General features: G+C 58.5%; 16 protein-coding genes. 6 read left to right on the top strand and 10 right to left on the bottom strand.

Annotation, left to right across the window (positions count from 1 at the left end):
• Positions 1–5 precede the first annotated feature (5 nt).
• Positions 6–431 carry a Holliday junction resolvase RuvX gene (gene ruvX, locus A3K90_RS02350; RefSeq protein ID WP_303680993.1) on the bottom strand — a complete coding sequence of 142 codons (426 nt, stop codon included), beginning with the start codon at positions 429–431 and terminating at the stop codon, positions 6–8.
• 147 nt (positions 432–578) lie between these two features.
• On the opposite strand from ruvX, the gene A3K90_RS02345 reads away from it, so the two are divergent.
• Positions 579–2,012: an NAD(P)/FAD-dependent oxidoreductase gene (locus A3K90_RS02345; protein WP_303680992.1), complete on the top strand. Its 1,434-nt coding sequence runs from the start codon at positions 579–581 to the stop codon at positions 2,010–2,012.
• A 158-nt stretch (positions 2,013–2,170) separates the two neighbouring features.
• Here the strand turns inward: A3K90_RS02345 and A3K90_RS02340 are convergent, their stop codons facing one another.
• The 4 genes from A3K90_RS02340 to A3K90_RS02325 all read right to left on the bottom strand — a co-directional run bounded on the left by A3K90_RS02340 (position 2,171) and on the right by A3K90_RS02325 (position 7,164).
• Complete coding sequence (locus A3K90_RS02340) at positions 2,171–2,734, bottom strand: molecular chaperone (RefSeq protein WP_303680991.1); 564 nt, start codon at positions 2,732–2,734, stop codon at positions 2,171–2,173.
• An 86-nt stretch (positions 2,735–2,820) separates the two neighbouring features.
• Complete coding sequence (gene nrfD, locus A3K90_RS02335) at positions 2,821–3,735, bottom strand: NrfD/PsrC family molybdoenzyme membrane anchor subunit (protein WP_303680990.1); 915 nt, start codon at positions 3,733–3,735, stop codon at positions 2,821–2,823.
• Positions 3,736–3,753: 18 nt separating this feature from the next.
• A complete protein-coding gene (locus A3K90_RS02330; protein ID WP_303680989.1) occupies positions 3,754–4,353 on the bottom strand; it encodes a 4Fe-4S dicluster domain-containing protein in 600 nt (199 codons plus the stop codon).
• Between the two features lie 18 nt (positions 4,354–4,371).
• The gene (locus tag A3K90_RS02325; RefSeq protein ID WP_303680988.1) at positions 4,372–7,164 is read right to left on the bottom strand and encodes a molybdopterin-dependent oxidoreductase; all 2,793 of its coding nucleotides are present in this window, start codon (positions 7,162–7,164) and stop codon (positions 4,372–4,374) included.
• Positions 7,165–7,448: 284 nt separating this feature from the next.
• Here A3K90_RS02325 and A3K90_RS02320 point away from each other — a divergent pair, with 284 nt between their 5' ends.
• Genes A3K90_RS02320 through A3K90_RS02310 form a run of 3 tightly spaced genes read left to right on the top strand, consistent with a single transcriptional unit; the run spans position 7,449 to position 8,393 of the window.
• Positions 7,449–7,679, top strand: coding sequence for a hypothetical protein (locus tag A3K90_RS02320; protein WP_303680987.1), 231 nt, complete (start codon positions 7,449–7,451; stop codon positions 7,677–7,679).
• Positions 7,669–8,058 (top strand): fluoride efflux transporter CrcB, encoded by a 390-nt coding sequence (gene crcB, locus A3K90_RS02315; RefSeq protein WP_303680986.1) that lies wholly within the window; start codon positions 7,669–7,671, stop codon positions 8,056–8,058. Before A3K90_RS02320 ends, crcB begins: the two co-directional genes overlap by 11 nt.
• Complete coding sequence (locus tag A3K90_RS02310; protein ID WP_303680985.1) at positions 8,055–8,393, top strand: DUF190 domain-containing protein; 339 nt, start codon at positions 8,055–8,057, stop codon at positions 8,391–8,393. Before crcB ends, A3K90_RS02310 begins: the two co-directional genes overlap by 4 nt.
• A gap of 113 nt (positions 8,394–8,506) precedes the next feature.
• Here A3K90_RS02310 and hemL read toward each other — a convergent pair whose 3' ends face one another.
• Both hemL and recO read right to left on the bottom strand, forming a co-directional pair.
• Positions 8,507–9,802 carry a glutamate-1-semialdehyde 2,1-aminomutase gene (gene hemL / locus A3K90_RS02305; protein WP_303680984.1) on the bottom strand — a complete coding sequence of 432 codons (1,296 nt, stop codon included), beginning with the start codon at positions 9,800–9,802 and terminating at the stop codon, positions 8,507–8,509.
• Positions 9,803–9,905: 103 nt separating this feature from the next.
• On the bottom strand, positions 9,906–10,700 hold the full coding sequence (gene recO, locus A3K90_RS02300; protein WP_303680983.1) for a DNA repair protein RecO: 795 nt from the start codon (positions 10,698–10,700) through the stop codon (positions 9,906–9,908).
• Positions 10,701–10,806: 106 nt separating this feature from the next.
• On the opposite strand from recO, the gene A3K90_RS02295 reads away from it, so the two are divergent.
• The gene (locus A3K90_RS02295) at positions 10,807–11,064 is read left to right on the top strand and encodes a zinc ribbon domain-containing protein (protein WP_303680982.1); all 258 of its coding nucleotides are present in this window, start codon (positions 10,807–10,809) and stop codon (positions 11,062–11,064) included.
• Between the two features lie 65 nt (positions 11,065–11,129).
• On the opposite strand, the gene A3K90_RS02290 is transcribed toward A3K90_RS02295, so the two are convergent.
• Complete coding sequence (locus A3K90_RS02290) at positions 11,130–12,212, bottom strand: OstA-like protein (RefSeq protein ID WP_303680981.1); 1,083 nt, start codon at positions 12,210–12,212, stop codon at positions 11,130–11,132.
• 74 nt (positions 12,213–12,286) lie between these two features.
• Between A3K90_RS02290 and A3K90_RS02285 the strand changes: the two genes are divergently transcribed.
• Positions 12,287–13,357: a UDP-N-acetylglucosamine 2-epimerase gene (locus A3K90_RS02285; protein WP_303680980.1), complete on the top strand. Its 1,071-nt coding sequence runs from the start codon at positions 12,287–12,289 to the stop codon at positions 13,355–13,357.
• Here A3K90_RS02285 and A3K90_RS02280 read toward each other — a convergent pair.
• Both A3K90_RS02280 and A3K90_RS02275 read right to left on the bottom strand, forming a co-directional pair.
• Positions 13,323–14,216 (bottom strand): M23 family metallopeptidase, encoded by an 894-nt coding sequence (locus A3K90_RS02280; RefSeq protein ID WP_303680979.1) that lies wholly within the window; start codon positions 14,214–14,216, stop codon positions 13,323–13,325. The two genes, A3K90_RS02285 and A3K90_RS02280, sit on opposite strands and share 35 nt — an antisense overlap.
• 14 nt (positions 14,217–14,230) lie before the next feature.
• A complete protein-coding gene (locus A3K90_RS02275; RefSeq protein ID WP_303680978.1) occupies positions 14,231–15,082 on the bottom strand; it encodes a metallophosphoesterase in 852 nt (283 codons plus the stop codon).

Below are 15,082 nucleotides of genomic sequence, written 5' to 3'. Positions count from 1 at the left end.
CGCCTTCATCCCCTGTTTTCCTCAAGGAAACGGGTGAGGAGCACGCATGCTGCGGCACTGTCCAACCGGCCTTTCTCCCGGCGTACTTTCCGGCTTTTGCCTGAGGCGGCAAGGATTCTCGAGGCCTCTTTCGATGAGTGCGACTCGTCGACCCGCTCCACCCGAAGTTCCGGAAACACAGCCCTGAGTTCTTCAACGAATCGGTCGACTACTGCAGTCATGGCGTTCCCGCTTCCGTCTTCGCTGACAGGGCTGCCCACCACGGCCAGTACAACGCCATCCCCCTGCATGATCCGGCGCAGTTCATGATGGAGCCCCTCGGGTTCGAACGTGCCGACCGGGCTGGCGAACAGCTGCAGCGGGTCCGTCACGGCAAGGCCGATGCGCTTGGTGCCGTAATCGATCCCGATGATACGTCCTTTGGGTTTCATGCTTCGGTTGCCTCCGGGGCCGTTTTCTTCCGTTGGCATGCGAACGGGATTATGCCTTCCGGTTTTTTGGTCGTAAGTTTAGCGGTGGCGTCCGGGAAGAGGTTCCGGCATTTCTGCAACTTCGGAGAACGGGAAAGGAGAGCCGTCATGGCAAAGGTTGTGATCATTGGTGCGGGGTTTGCGGGTCATACCGCGGCCATGTACCTTGGCCGCGGTATCGGCAAAGAGCATGACATAACGGTCATCCATAAGTTCGACTACTTCGGCTTCGTACCTTCATGGGTCTGGCTCGGCATTGATGCGGTGCGCCCCCTGAACACCGTGTTCAAGTTACAGCCGATTTATGACAAATTCAATGTCCACTTCATCCAGGGCAGCGTCCTGAGTGTCCACCCCGATGAAAACCATGTTTTTCTGCGGCGGGCTGAGGGTGGCGTAGCGGAGCGGCTCGATTACGACTATCTCATCATCGCTACCGGCGCTCACATGAACTACGATGCGACGCCCGGCCTCGGCCCCCATAAGCACACCGAGTCCATCTGCCACTTTGACACCGCCATACAGGCCCGGGACCGCTACCTTGAAAATGTCGAGCGCATGAAGAAGGGAGAGCACCGCCGCATCGTGATCGGCACCGGTCATCCGTCGGCAGCCTGCCAGGGTGCGGCCTTCGAGTACATTACCAACATCCACCACGACCTTACCCAGCGCGGGCTGCGAAGCAGGGCGGACCTTGTCTACCTCACCAACGAACCCGAGATCGGCGACTTCGGGGTCGGTGGCATCAATGTGGTGGCAAAAGGCGGGAGGATAGCCCGCGGCGGTGATCTCATCGAAGACGCGATGGACGAGTTCGGCATCGAAAAAGCCGTCCGGAGGGGGGTGCACGAAGTTGATCGGAACACCATATTCTGGGAGGATTTCGAGGGAAACTACGGAGAGACCGGCTATGATTTTGCGATGCTCATTCCCCAGTCGAAGGGCGTCACCTTTCCATTTTTCGACAGAGATGGCACAAACATCACCTCCAAAGTATGCAACCCCGCAGGGTTCGTACTTGCCGACGGCATCTACGGTCTCAGCTATGAAGAACTCCGCGAAACTCCCCACGCCTGGCCTGCACAGTACAACCATCCTGTCTACAGGAACATCTTCTCCGCCGGCATCGCATTCGCCCCTCCCGGGCCCATTTCCAGGCCGCATATCACAAAAAACGGTACATCTATCATTGCCGGCGCGCCAAGGACCGGAATGATTTCCGGAGTCACCGGCAGGGTGGTTGCGTTCAATGTGATGGATATGATCCGGACGGGCCGCATGACTCACCGGGAGCGGATGACCGAGATGCTCACCGTCTGCATCGCCTCGAACGGCAAGTCGCTATGGAATGGCTCTGCCATTGTCATGATCATCTATCCGGTCGTTCCCGACCTGAAGCACTACGACAACCGCGAGGGGCGCGACATGTTCGTGACGCGGGTTGAGCGCGGCATCAGCGGTGCCTGGCTGAAGCAGATGGTCGAGACCACCTTCATGCACAAGTTCCGCGGCCGCGCCTTCTGGCAGTTCATCCCGGAATAACCAAACCGTAACGACCCATGAGGCCCACCTCTTTCCAGAAAGCCCTGATGCGCTGCCGCATCTACCAGTTCTGGCGGTTTATCGTACTGAACATCAAGATCCTCAAGGCCGTCCACCACGAGAAAACCTCATAAGGAGAAGCGTTCGTGGGGGGCACGTCAGACGGGGCAGTGGATGGTCTGGAGGGCAGCTGCCAGCAGGCGGTATGGTTCCAGGTTGGCAGCCTTGCCGAGGTCGGCCGCAAGGCGCGGCATCCAGCGGCAGAGATGCTCCTTCATGAAGGCTTCCGCGGCTATACGGGCATCTTCCCCGAGGGTGCCACCCATGGACTCCGCTGAGGCGAGGAAAGCGAGGAACTCGAACTCTGTTGCGATGTGGTCGATGAGGCCCGGCGCCACCGTCATATCCCACTGGCTGTAAGCGGCCTGTACGCCGATGGATGCATCTCCGAGCATTCGTTTCTCAAGATAGACCGATTCATAGGGGACGCAGGGCGTCGAGGGGTAGCCGTTCAGGAACAGGCGGGTGTACTCCCCCTGCAGGGCTTCGATTCCCTCATGTTCAAAGGCAGCCATCATCTCCCTGAACTGGTCGGGAGCATCCCTCAGCTCTTCCAGAGACGTCTTGAGCTCCTTGATGAAGGCTTCATTCGGATAGGCAAACGAGCGGCTGAAAAAGCGGAAGGTGAGGGCCTTTTGTCGTGGATCGCGTGAATCGTTCATAATCGTTGTATCATAAAAGCCCGTCATGCAATTGGATGCTGCATGACGGGCTTTCTGGTTGAGGGTTACGGTTCATTCAAAGCGGATTACCAGGGGAACTGGAAGAGCCCGGCTTTGAGGACGTAGTAGCGGAGGAGGTAGCCGCCGACAAGCACCATGACGCTGGCGAGGACGAGAAGATGCCCCGATTTCTTGGTGTGCTTGGCAAAGAAGATCCCGTAGGTTTCAAGCGCAAGCGGCACGATGAGTCCGAAGATGAAGAATCCGATGATGAAGAGCGGGCTGTGGAAAAGCACCTGGGCGGACTCGCGGGCACCGGTTGGCAGGAAGAGCGCGAAGTTGAAGTAGGCGCCGAGAATGATCAGCTCGGTCACGATCAGCATTGCGTCGAGTTCCTCGAGCTTGGCGATGATCTTCCAGGACTCCTCGTTCTTCGAGAACGTCGAGAGCAGGAGGAGGAATGCTGCACCGGTCGAGAACCCGGAAATGACGAAGAGCAACGGAAGGGCCGGGGTGTTCCAGAAGCTTATGGCCGGGGCTGCAGAGATAAGCAGTCCGGTGTAGATCGCCACAAGGAAGCCGGCAGCTGAGCCGGTCAGCGCGGCAAGCTTGTTGAATCGCTCCAGAAGATCGAGGATCCCTCTGGGGATTTTCTGTATGTAGGGGTTTATCTTCGGCCATACCTCCAGCAGCGGTATCACGTATGCTATGGCCGATACGAAGTAGAAGTTGATGAAGATGACGCCCCAGAAGATCCATGACCGCGGATTGGTGAGGGCGTAAATCGCCTTCAGCGGCTGGAGCATGTCGGCAAGAAGAAAGATGGTTCCAAGCACAAGGAACCCGATTGACGACATGACTGCGACGGATAGCATTTTACGGTCGCACCCTTCGAAGAGGTGGATGAGGGCGCTGATGGCGAATGTTGCACCGCCCAGTCCGCCCAAGAATAGGTATGTGGCGATCTGCCAGTGCCACACCTCCTGATGAACAAAAGTCATAATGGTCCTCCTCCTAAACTATGATGGGATGTAATATACTTTCGGGGACGTGCCGAGCGACTGGTTCAGCGCCTGGGCTTTTCCGCTTGTTGCCAGCTTGTGCACCTCGCTGTTGGGGTCATCGAGGTCTCCGAATATCCTTGTGTTGGTCGGGCAGGTGCTGACGCAGGCCGGCTCACGCCCTTCCGAAACCCGGTGGTCGCAGAATGTGCATTTGTCGACATGCGGCTGCTGGTGGCTCGTGAACTTTCCGTAGAGCTCCTCCTCCTTTTTGACATCCTCGCGGTCGTATGCGTAGCGGGCGTCGTAAGGGCATGCGATGCAGCAGGCGTAGCAGCCGATGCAACGGTCATAGTTGACCTTGACGATCCCGTCCTCCGTCATGAATGTTGCCCCTGTCGGGCATGCTGACAGGCAGGGGGTGTTTTCGCAGTGCATGCAGAGCCTCGGAAGCAATACCCGCCTTACGTCGGGAAATGTGCCCTGTGCCTTGTCTTCGACATGCGTCCGGAACTTCCCGTTCCAGAACGGCGTCTGGTTCTCCGCCGTGCATGCAGCCATGCAGGCCTGGCATCCGACGCAGGTCCGCATGTCCATTACCATTCCATATCGCGCCATAGGTGCTTACTCCTCCATTTAACTGTTGACGGGCGTGACGCTTACCGTAAATTCCTGTGACATGAACGATGCGGCGATCGGCTCGATGCTGTAGGGCATGAGCTCGTTCAGCGCCGTTCCTTTTCCTGCTGCGACCGAGAGCATCTTGTTCCGGCTTCCGTAGGATGAAGGGAGGAAGACCGTGTCAGGGCGGATCATTTCGGTGACGAAGAGTGTTGCAGTTACTTTCGGGCCGTAGCGGAGGTTGGTTATTTCCACCTCCTGACCATCCCTGAGGCCGAGTGAAAGCGCCTTCGTCGTGTTCATCCAGAGCCCCGTGAATGCGCCCTCTTTGGGTTTTGTCACAGCGGCAAGTACCGCGTTGTTGTTGTTGGTCGATGCGTGCGACACCACCGGGACCTTTCCATAGGTGAAGTAGAACTCGTCGGCTTTGAGGGCGGGTTCGGGGGATTTGTCCCTGATGACCCTGGGAACATAGCCGAGCACGGGGTCGAACAGCGGAATCCGTCCTGCTTTCTCTCCGAATGAAGAGAGGATCGGGCTGAAGATCTCGAGCCGTCCGGTTGATGTCGGTACGGGGATTTTGCGAGGCATGTTCATCTCTTCAACCACGGTATCGGCGTCTTTCAGCATAAGCAGACCCTTGTCCATAATGGTCGCTTCGACTTCGGCAGCGCTCATGTGTTTGCCGGTCAGATGGCCTGCAAAGTGGCCCATGGCTTCATAGGCGGTCTTCAGGAACGCTTCGTTCAGCGGTTTTCCTGCTTTCTTTGCAGCGGCGATTTCCCGCTTCAGCATCGCATGGTCGAGGCTGGCGTATTCAGCGACGCCCTGGACGTAGCTGTCGAGCTTGCCCATACCCTCGGCGATGGCGCAGAGGATGTCGGCAGTGTCGCGCGTGTCGTAGATCGGGTCGATGGTCCTGATCCTGGTCGTGAACCCTATCCCGGTGTTTGGCCCGAGCGGGTAGAGCAGGGGCTCATTGCGCTCAAGGTAGGTATGGTTCGGCAGGATGACGTCTGCATAGAGCGTCGAATCGGAAGGCAGTACGTCGATTGCCACCACGAGATCGAGGTTCTTGTGCGAAAGGATCTCCTCCCAGCGTTTTGCGGGGAAGTAGTGGCGGATCGGGTTGGCCGCATTGAGGATGATGGCCTTGATGTTGTAAGGCCGCCCATGGTACTTCAGTTCGCCCTTCACCGCTTCAAGCAGACCGGTGTCGGCCATGGCGGGAAGGAACGCGGACTGCTTGCCGGCTTTCGCCTGCTCTTCGGCCCATGCGAACGAGAACGCCGGCATTCCGTGTTCCCAGGCTCCGGGGTTGGCGAAGATGTCAAGCAGGCCGTAGGCGAAGCCCATGCCGGGGCGTTGGACCGGCAGGAGGTCCTTGTCGCTCTTGCCCTGCTGCGTGTTGTGCCAGGAAACCTCGGCCTTGTGGTGCAGCTCGCCGTTCATCATCCAGCCTCCGGGCCGGTCGATACCGCCGACGAGGGTCTGGATGATTGCCTGCAGACGGCGCTGTCCGATGATGTGGTGGTAGCGTGCGCCCATCCAGCCTGGATCGACCATGGCGGGGCGTGCCTGACCGAACTCGACGGCGATGCGCTTGATTGTTGATGCAGGAATGTCGGTGATCTTCGATGCCCACTCGGGGGTGTAGGGTTCGGACTCCGCAATGAACCGGTCAAAGACGGTTGTGACGGGTCGGCCCTGCCAGCTGAGGTTTTTCGGGGCATTGAGGCCCGGCTGGATCCTCGATCCCGATTTCGTGCGCTCGTTGGTGTTGGTGTATGCCGGGACGGCGCGGACCTCCTGACTTATGAGGTCGAATACGTAGTAGGCGGTGGGGTTTCCGTCCGGGCCCTTGTCGGCGGCAAGCTGCACGGCACCTTTTTCGTCGACGAACGACAGGAATGGTGCATTGGTGTGCTTGGAAACAAAGGGTCCGTCATACAGCTTCTCCCGGAGCAGGGTGTGGAGCATCGCGAGGAAGAATGCGTGGTCGGTGCCAGGTTTGACGGGGATCCACTCGTCGGCTTTTGCGGCAAGCTCGCCCATTCTGGGGTCGAGACAGACCACTTTGGCGCCGTTTTTCTTTGCCTGGCCGAAGCGCACGGCACGCGCCGTTGAGATGGCCGCCACAGAGGCGTTGTTGAGGCTGAAGAGGATGTAGCGCGCATTTTCGAAATCGGCGAGGATTTCGTCGTGCACGTTGAAGTTGCCGGTCACCAGATCGGTGCCGAGATGGCCCGCAGTAACGCAGTGCTGAAGGGGTGATGCAACAATGTTGGGGATTCCAAGGCTCTGGCAGAAAGGCAGGCTGAAATGCATGTAGGAGACGCAGGCCGTCCATCCGCCGACGAGGCTGATTTCCCATGGGTTGACTTTCTGCATCTTGCCGATGATGTGGCGGTATGCCTCATCCCAGGTCGCAGCCCTGAAGTTCCATTCGCCCCGTTTGCTTCCCTCGACCCTGATGAGCGGCTGCTTCAGCCGGTCCGGATCGTAGGTCTGGTAGAGGCCGGCCTGGCCGCGGGCGCAGATTTTTCCGCGGTTGAGGGGGCTTTCGGCATTGCCTTCAATCTTGACGGCGCGCTTCACCCCGTCAATCTCCTTCGTAGCGACCTTGATGTCACAGAATGAGGAACAGAAGTTGCAGATGCTCGGGACCCAGGTGACGGTTCCCGATACGGCTCCGCCGTGTTCGGGTGCTCCGGCCTGCCCAAGGCTCCAGACGGGGCGCAACAGGGACATGCCCCCCAGAACGCCGGCGACTTTCAGGAACTGGCGGCGTGAAATAGTTTTGTGCATAGAATCTCCCCTTCAGACAGATGAAAAATTGCTGTGATTTCCTTGAAGGAATCGATGGATCGATGAGAAAGCGAGGATGGCGTTTGTGCCGGCCTGACGGTTTTCCGAGTGCATGGAAAAGGTTCCAATATAATCCAGCCCAACCGTTCTTCCAATTGTTAAATCCCTCCCCCGAGCCTCCATCAGGGGCGCTTCGGGCCCCCTGCCGTTTTTTTCATAATGGCGGCAAATGTGTACATTTCACTCATCTACCAGTCAATCAGTCACACTACAGACATTCGTGCATGAAGCCGCTCTACTATTTCGTGTCCGCCACCCTATCAATCGTGCTCTCGATTCATGTCTTCATTTTCGGCACGGCTCCAAACCACGAACTGATCGCCATTTTCATCGGCCTCTGGGCTCCGACCATCATCGCCGTGGGTATTTTTAATACACTTCTTTCCATCCATGACGAGATGTGCTGCGCTCACCGCCGGATAGAAGACCGCCAGAAAGGGGGCGATGAGCATTAATCAGCCCTTGTCTATCCTGCTGGTCGGAGCTGGCGGCTTTCTTGGTACGGTGGCCCGTTATCTCGTGGCGCTTGCCTTCAGTCCGGCATCGCCGGGGTTTCCGTATGCCACCTTTTCGGTCAACATCGCAGGGAGCTTCCTTATCGGTTTTCTGAGCGAGCTTGCTGTCTCCACCACGATTGTGTCGCCCGAGGCGAGGCTGTTTCTGGTGACCGGTTTCTGCGGAGGCTTCACCACGTTCTCGTCCTACATGTTTGAGGGTGCGACGCTTGCCCGTGAGGGTGAACTGTTTTATTTCAGCCTCTACCTTGCCGGCAGCATTGTTGCCGGGTTTGTTGCGCTCTACACCGGCATCATTGCCGCCAAACCATGGTCATGATGGAATTCAGGAATAGTGAAATGCTCAGGATCTTCCTCGGCGAAGAAATCCGCCTCGGCCACCGGCCGCTCTATGAGGAGGTTGTCCGCGAAGCCCGCCTTCAGGGAATGGCCGGTGCTACGGTGCTGAAGGGGGTCCTCTCGTTCGGCCACGATATGGAGATTCATACCGCGAAGATCATGGAGTTCGCAGCGAACCTGCCGATGGTTGTGGATATCTGCGACACTCCCCAAAAGATTGACACCTTTCTTCCTGTGCTTGAGCAGATGGTCCGCGACTCAGGCGGCCGCGTCATGGTTTCGAGGGCGGCGGTCCGTTCATCCATCATCGGCTGAAACCTCGGCCGGACCTGATCTCGTTCCTCTTTGCCTTCGGACAAATAAAAAAGGAGGCCTTTTCGGGCCTCCTTTTTCAATGTTCCGCCTTAACGATCAGTTAGCCGGACCGGTTACTTCGTTGCGGCCTGAAGCGCGACGTAGTTCGCTTTGACTGTCTTTTCGAGGTCGGCATCAGTGTGCATCGTGCTCGTGAACATCGCTTCGAACTGCGAGGGTGCAAGGTAGATGCCCTGCTCGAGCATGGAGCTGAAGTACTTGCCGAACTTCACGGTGTCTGCCGTGATGGCGCTGTCGTAGCTCTCGACCGGGGTTTCGGTGAAGAACAGGCAGGCCATGGAGCCCACGCGGTTCTGCACGAAGTTCAGGCCGAGCTTCTGCATGTTGTCCCTGAATCCGGCTTCGAGGAACGCTGCCTTGCGCTCAAGTTCCGGGTAGGGATTTTCTTCCATGAGGATCTTCAGGGTTTCGATGCCTGCGGTGAGGGCGAGCGGGTTGCCCGACAGGGTACCGGCCTGATAGACGCCGCCGAGCGGAGCGATGTTTTCCATCAGGCTGCGCTTGCCGCCGAATGCTCCTACAGGCAGGCCTCCGCCGATGATCTTGCCCATGGTGGTGAGGTCCGGGGTGATGCCGTAGAGCTCCTGCGCACCGCCGAGGGCCACGCGGAAGCCGCACATCACTTCGTCGAAGATGAGGACGATGCCTTCACGGTCACAGAGATCGCGGAGCGCCTGGAGGAACTCTTTCTTCGCGGGGATGACACCGGTGTTGCCTGCGACCGGTTCGATGATGATTGCTGCGATGTTGCCCTTGTTCTCGGCAACGAGGAGCTCAACCGACTTGATGTCGTTGTACTTCGCGTTCAGGGTGTCCTGTGCCGTGCCCTTGGTGACGCCGGGGCTGTCGGGGGCGCCGAGGGTCAGGGCGCCGGAGCCTGCCTTGATGAGGAAGCTGTCGCCGTGGCCGTGGTAGCAGCCTTCGAACTTGATGATCTTGTCACGGCCGGTGCATCCGCGGGCAAGGCGGACCGCCGACATGGTGGCTTCGGTTCCGCTGTTGACCATGCGGACCATCTCGATGGATGGTACGATCTTGGTGAGGAGCTCGGCGATTTCGATTTCCATCTCGATCGGGGTTCCGAAGCTGGTGCCGATTTTGGTGAGGGTGAACTCAAGGGCGGCAGTGATCCTCGGGTGCATGCTGCCGAGGATGAACGGTCCCCATGATCCGACATAGTCAAGGTAGGTGTTGCCGTCCACATCGGTCATGTAAGCGCCCTGGCCCTTTGCCATGAAGATGGGGTTGCCTCCAACGGATTTGAAGGCCCGGACCGGCGAGTTGACGCCTCCGGGGATAAACTTCTTTGCCTTTTCAAAGAGTTCGGCTGATCTGGTGAGTGTCGGCATGTCGGTCAATGCGTTTTTGATTGGACGAGACGATGTGGAAAAATGAAAATGTAGGGTCAAGATAGGAATACTCCAGCAGATATAAAACTCCAAATCCCGCTGCTCATTCCGCGAGGAGCTGCGAAATCACGGCAAGGTTCTTCTGTCCGCCGGTGTGTTCCAGATGGTGCCGGCAGTATTCCTGGAGGATGGTTCCGCAGATGAGGGCAGCTCCGCCCTCCGCCGTACCGCTCCCATCTGCGGCTGAGGCGGCAGTTGCTGTACGGGAAAGGGCTGAGAGCAGGTCTGCGGCTTCAGGAGTGATCGGCCGGACGTTCCGGCCGTCAGCGTGGATGGTACCCGGGAGGGCAAGGCCTCCGGGGTTCATGACGAACAGGAGTTCACCGCGGGGTCCTTCGCCCCCATCTCCGGGTATTTCCCTGCCGCTGAAGACGCAACGGCATAGCTCCGGGGCAAAACCCTGCAATGAGATGAATCGGAGCAGGAACCATGCGTAGAGCGTCCTGTAGGCAACCCTCTCCCGGTTGAGTTCAAGGAGGGTCGACTCCAGAAGGCTGAAGAGGCGGAGACTTCTGGAGTCACGCTCCGTTGTCAGGCGCACCAGGTCTATGATCCGGTAGAGAACCCCGAAACGCTCGATGTCGGGCCCGGGCACCATCGGGCATGAGACGAGGCTTCCGTCGCTGATGAGCTGAACTTCCCGTTCGGGCTTGCGGTAGAGGACGATGTCGAGGACGTTTCCGGCGGAGAAGATGCCCGAGAGGCGGTTTTTAGGATTGCGCCCCCCCTTCAGGATGCAGGCCATCTTTCCGAACTCTCGGGTGTAGAGGGTGAGGATTTTGGACTGGTCGCGGTATTTGACCTCCCGCAGCACGACCGCCCGGGTTTTGAGGATCAACGGAGCCCCTTTTTTATTTTTTGAAATATCCCTATATACATTCACAGGCCCTTCTACAGAGAAGGAGTCTTTCCGGATGCCTTTCAACCATAATGCGCTCGAACCTATGCCTACCTATCAATATCGCTGCACCAGCTGCGGCTACGAACTTGAAGCGGTCCAGAAAATGAGTGAGAATGCCCTGAAGACCTGCCCTCAATGCGGGAAGGATGCGCTGGAGCGCGTCATCAGCGCCGAGGGCGGTTTTGTGCTTAAAGGGTCGGGTTTCTACGGCACCGATTACAGTGCGAAGAAGTCCTCCTGCTCCGATTCGTCGTCATCAGGCTCCTCCTGCTCGACCGGTACATGCCCGTTCGCTAAGTAAGACAGCGTTTTCCTGTCGTCATCGGTGCGCTGCCGGCACCCGGCATGCTGCTGAAAGCCTTCCCTTTACGGAAGGCTTTCTCTTTCAGGCGCCTCAGCGCCCTTGTCCGGCGCAGTTTCGCTACGCATTTTTACTGTCTTTCTCCCTACCGCCGTGGTATCGGCAGCGGGTTTTCTTCCGAACGGCCGCTCGTCTTCCCTCCATTTGAATTTCGGGAGGTTGACTGACCCGCGCAGCTCGGGAGGGTATTCGGTTCCCTCGGCATTGCCGGTGACGTTCATTTTATTCAGGGTGCCGTTCTTGAAGATCATCCTGATCCTGTCGCCACTTGAGTAGTTGATGCCGCTCAGCTTGTTCGTGTCCTCATCCTTGCTCCTTTTGCTTTCGTCCGGCTTCTGCATACTGTCATTATCGTATATGTGGACAAGGCTTTCTGCCTCTTTGGTCACCCTGACCCCTTTTACTTTCGAGTCATCGCCGATGAGCACCACGATATGGCGTCCACTGAGCTGGTCATAGCCTTCGGGTTCGGCTGTCAGCGTATCGCGTGTGGCGTAGAACGCGTGGCCGTGGACCTGCATTTCCTCGATTTTCTGTTTGCCGCCACCATCTTTCGACGGTGCATTCTCATCCGCAGGCTTGAATTGGATCCGCAGAATGTCTCCGCTGACCTGTTCGTTGTAACGCCAACCGATGGCGTTGTCGTAGAACCAGAGGCGGTTTTCCTTGTTGTTAAAGACTGCTTTTCTGGACCGGACCATCATGGAGTTGTCCAGCATCCGGCCGCGGACGTTGCCGTGGAGTTCGCAGACGTCGGTGGAGGGGTGGAAGACGCCGTCATCGCCGAAAATCTCCTTGGCGCCATCAGAGATGCGGACGTTGCCGTTCATCACGATGCGGTCCTGGCCCTCATAGTCTGTGGTGCGGTCGCAACTCAATGTCAGGTTGTCCTTCTCGAACAGCACGTTGCCGATGGCTGCGCGGAAGCTGCCTCCGGCATCCTCGCCGCCTTCAATCGTATCGGCGTGGCGGAGAATGATTTTCTTTTTCTCCGCATGAGCCGTATTATGGTGCAGGCCCGGAAGCGGGGCATCCTGAAGCAGCAAGAGGCTTGCGGTGAGGATGAGCAGTCGGCCCGGTCGTGTCATTGTTCGTGATTGTTGGGTGCCTTGAAAAAAATATGGTGCTCTTGTTTTCTTAATGTACTAAAGGTTTCCGCGCTGTGAAAAATATACTCCTTGCCGCCGGCGGCCACCGTGGCCTGCTCGTCTCCGGCCCCCTGTTTGCCGCTCTTGAAGAAAATGGCTCGTTCAACGTTTCTCTCGTATCGTCGGAGCCGCCCTCTGCCGACATGGCATTATGCTTCGGCCTTACAGAGGCGTCGTCAAGGGTTGTCGACTGCGGTACGCCCTGCACGCTGGCGCGTTCTCTGGCGGCGATGGAGGATGCCATCGCCGCCATCGGGCCGGACCTCGTCATCGTGTGCGGTTCCGATGCCCCGGCCCTCGGTGCCGCTCTTGCCGCTGCCGAACTCGGTCTGCCTGTGGCCTCTTCCGATGCGGGCCTGCGCAGTTATGACCGTGGGGATGTTGAGGAGATTCGCAGAATGCTCATCGATACCGTTGCCTCGCTTCATATCGTAAGTGAGCACAGCGGGGCGTACAACCTCATCAACGAGGGTGTCGCCGAAGAGGGTGTCCTGTTTGCCGGGAACCTCGTCATTGATGCTCTCCGTGCTTTCATGGAGCGTGGCGGTGCTGCTCCTCTGGCAGCATCACTGGGCCTTAAGCCGAAACAGTACGCCCTCGTCCTGCCTTCTCTGAACAGCGGCAACGGGTTCGAGGATGCCCTCTTCATGATGCTTGCCGGGCTTTCAGCCGCAACCGATGTCCTTGTTCTCCTTCCGGACGATGCTTCGTCCTCGGCCGTGCTCCAGCAGAGGCTGGAGGGGATGGCCCGGGTGCATGTGACTGCGATTCCTGCTTATGGCGACCTTCTTGTCCTGCTCCGTGATGCATCGTTGCTGCTTCAGGGTAGCGGCCTGCTGGCGGCAGAGGCAACGGTGATGAACGTTCCATGCATGAGCATGCTCGAGCGGACCGAGAGGCCATCAACTCTTGAGATCGGAACCAACGTCCTTGTGGGGCTAGATGTCGAGGAGGCTTCGGCCCGGATGCTTGAGAGCCTCCAGATGAAGAAAGGTGAGACGCGGCGTTCGAAGATTCCGGAAAAATGGGACGGGGCTGCGGCCTCAAGAATCAGCGCCTGGCTCGAAGAAAGGCGGGACGATTGACGAGGAACAGTTCCGGGTTGACGCTTACCCCGTAGAGGTAGATGCCCCAGTGCAGATGCGGGGCGGTTGAGATGCCGGTGTGGCCAACCGTTCCGATCTGCAATCCTTTTTCCACCCGCTGGCCCTCTTTCACGGTGATGGAGTCGAGGTGGAGGTATACCGATGTCACCCCCTGGCCGTGGTCGAGGATGACAGTGTTTCCATGGATCTGGAATCCCTCCTGGACGGTTCCGGCCAACACCACCCTCCCTCCTGAGGTCGAGTAGACTGCCGCGCCCTGAGGTGCTGCTATGTCGATGCCCCTGTGGTAGCTGGTGGCGGGTCCCCCGTTGTACGATCGCTTCAGGCCGAACAGGCTGCTTGTCTCTCCCTTGCAGGGGCGAATGAACCCCTCCCCGAACAGTCGGTCCGGCGTGCTGGTCATGAGGGCGGCTCTGACCCGCGACTTTTCAGCGGCGGTGGCCTGCAGCGACGACTTCGAGGGACTGAGGGTGATGTACTGCACCTTCATTCCGGTTGGTTTCACGGTGACCGGCAGCTCCCGATGCAGGTCTCCTGCCGAAACAGCGAGGGTGTAGGTGCCCGGTTCGCTGAGGTTTTCAACCGGTACCAGCGCCTGCCATGACCCGTCCTCCTGCCGGAACATCGGCCACTCTTTCTCCATGAAACTGACGACGGGTGCCGTTTCGCTCCCCCTGGCATCAACGGTGAAGAATCCTCCCTGCTCCCGGCTGTTGCGGTCAAGGGATACATCCAGTGTGGCCCGGCCGATGGCCGAAGCGGCCGATATGAGAAGTATCGGGGAGAGCAGCGCGAGAGTGCGGAGCATCGTGTGGAAGATGGGGTGGAACGGGTGCATGGTGTGTCGGGTTTTCAGGTTTGCTGTGCTCTCTTTGGCAGATCAGCATCATGGAGCAGGGTGCCAGCGGAGGTGCTTATGATGAGCTGTCCTTCCCGGAGTACTGCCATAAAACAGCCGTCGTCACCCTTTGTGCCGCGGGTGTTGAAGGCCGGCAGCACGATGTAGTGGATGCCACTCTCTCTGCTGTACGCCCCGGGGTGGTAGTGCCCGCTGATGCAGGCCTTCACTGCGAAAGATGCAGCGAGGATGTCGCGGATATCGCCGTGGTTCCAGAGGATGCCGTGGCGCTCGTCCGTGGTTGCTGGATGGAGCGGGAGGTGCGAGAGCACGAAGGCCGGCATCCTCTGTTCTCCGGCCAGTCGAAGCTCTTTCTGGAGCCAGGCTTTCTGGCGTGACCCGACAGCTCCGCACCACGGCTGGCATCCCGGGGTTTTCCTGAAGTGTTCAAGCATAGCCCGGTCTTCATCCGTTTCGGGTTCGCGGAGCAGGCTGACCTCCATGCCGTCGAGCACGAGGAACAGAACTCCCCCCTCCGTGAAGGAGTACCAGGGGTGCCGGAGCCCGTATGCCGGCTGCAGGATCGCTACCGGTAGTTGAAGGCAGTGGTTGCCGATGACGTGGTGAATCGGCCCATTGAACTCCTTGAACGGGCAGAGTGCCTGTCGGAGCTCTTCGGGGGCGTGATCCGGGGTGCCCTTGATGAGGTCTCCTAGCTGTACCAGAAATCGGGCACCACGGCTTCCTAAATCCTCCAGGCAGTGCCGGAGATAGGCTTCGTCACGATGTGCGGCCCGGGGGTCCTCAGTCTGGAAGTGCACGTCGGTGACGATGCCGAACTGCAGGGGTTCCCCATGTTCCATCAT

Origin of the sequence: Pelodictyon luteolum, from assembly GCF_001622165.1 — a bacterium.
In the GTDB taxonomy this organism is placed as follows: Bacteria; Bacteroidota; Chlorobiia; order Chlorobiales; family Chlorobiaceae; genus Chlorobium; species Chlorobium luteolum_B.
This window is presented reverse-complemented; position numbering and strand designations above follow the sequence as displayed.

Coding starts and splice junctions, on each gene's coding strand:
- ruvX (WP_303680993.1), bottom strand. CDS start 431: ATGAAACCCAAAGGACGTATCATCGGGATCGATTACGGCACCAAGCGC.
- hemL (WP_303680984.1), bottom strand. CDS start 9,802: ATGCCGACACTCACCAGATCAGCCGAACTCTTTGAAAAGGCAAAGAAG.
- A3K90_RS02290 (WP_303680981.1), bottom strand. CDS start 12,212: ATGACACGACCGGGCCGACTGCTCATCCTCACCGCAAGCCTCTTGCTG.
- A3K90_RS02345 (WP_303680992.1), top strand. CDS start 579: ATGGCAAAGGTTGTGATCATTGGTGCGGGGTTTGCGGGTCATACCGCG.
- nrfD (WP_303680990.1), bottom strand. CDS start 3,735: ATGACTTTTGTTCATCAGGAGGTGTGGCACTGGCAGATCGCCACATAC.
- A3K90_RS02280 (WP_303680979.1), bottom strand. CDS start 14,216: ATGCACCCGTTCCACCCCATCTTCCACACGATGCTCCGCACTCTCGCG.
- A3K90_RS02295 (WP_303680982.1), top strand. CDS start 10,807: ATGCCTACCTATCAATATCGCTGCACCAGCTGCGGCTACGAACTTGAA.
- crcB (WP_303680986.1), top strand. CDS start 7,669: ATGAGCATTAATCAGCCCTTGTCTATCCTGCTGGTCGGAGCTGGCGGC.
- A3K90_RS02275 (WP_303680978.1), bottom strand. CDS start 15,082: ATGATGGAACATGGGGAACCCCTGCAGTTCGGCATCGTCACCGACGTG.
- A3K90_RS02310 (WP_303680985.1), top strand. CDS start 8,055: ATGATGGAATTCAGGAATAGTGAAATGCTCAGGATCTTCCTCGGCGAA.
- A3K90_RS02330 (WP_303680989.1), bottom strand. CDS start 4,353: ATGGCGCGATATGGAATGGTAATGGACATGCGGACCTGCGTCGGATGC.
- A3K90_RS02340 (WP_303680991.1), bottom strand. CDS start 2,734: ATGAACGATTCACGCGATCCACGACAAAAGGCCCTCACCTTCCGCTTT.
- A3K90_RS02325 (WP_303680988.1), bottom strand. CDS start 7,164: ATGCACAAAACTATTTCACGCCGCCAGTTCCTGAAAGTCGCCGGCGTT.
- A3K90_RS02320 (WP_303680987.1), top strand. CDS start 7,449: ATGAAGCCGCTCTACTATTTCGTGTCCGCCACCCTATCAATCGTGCTC.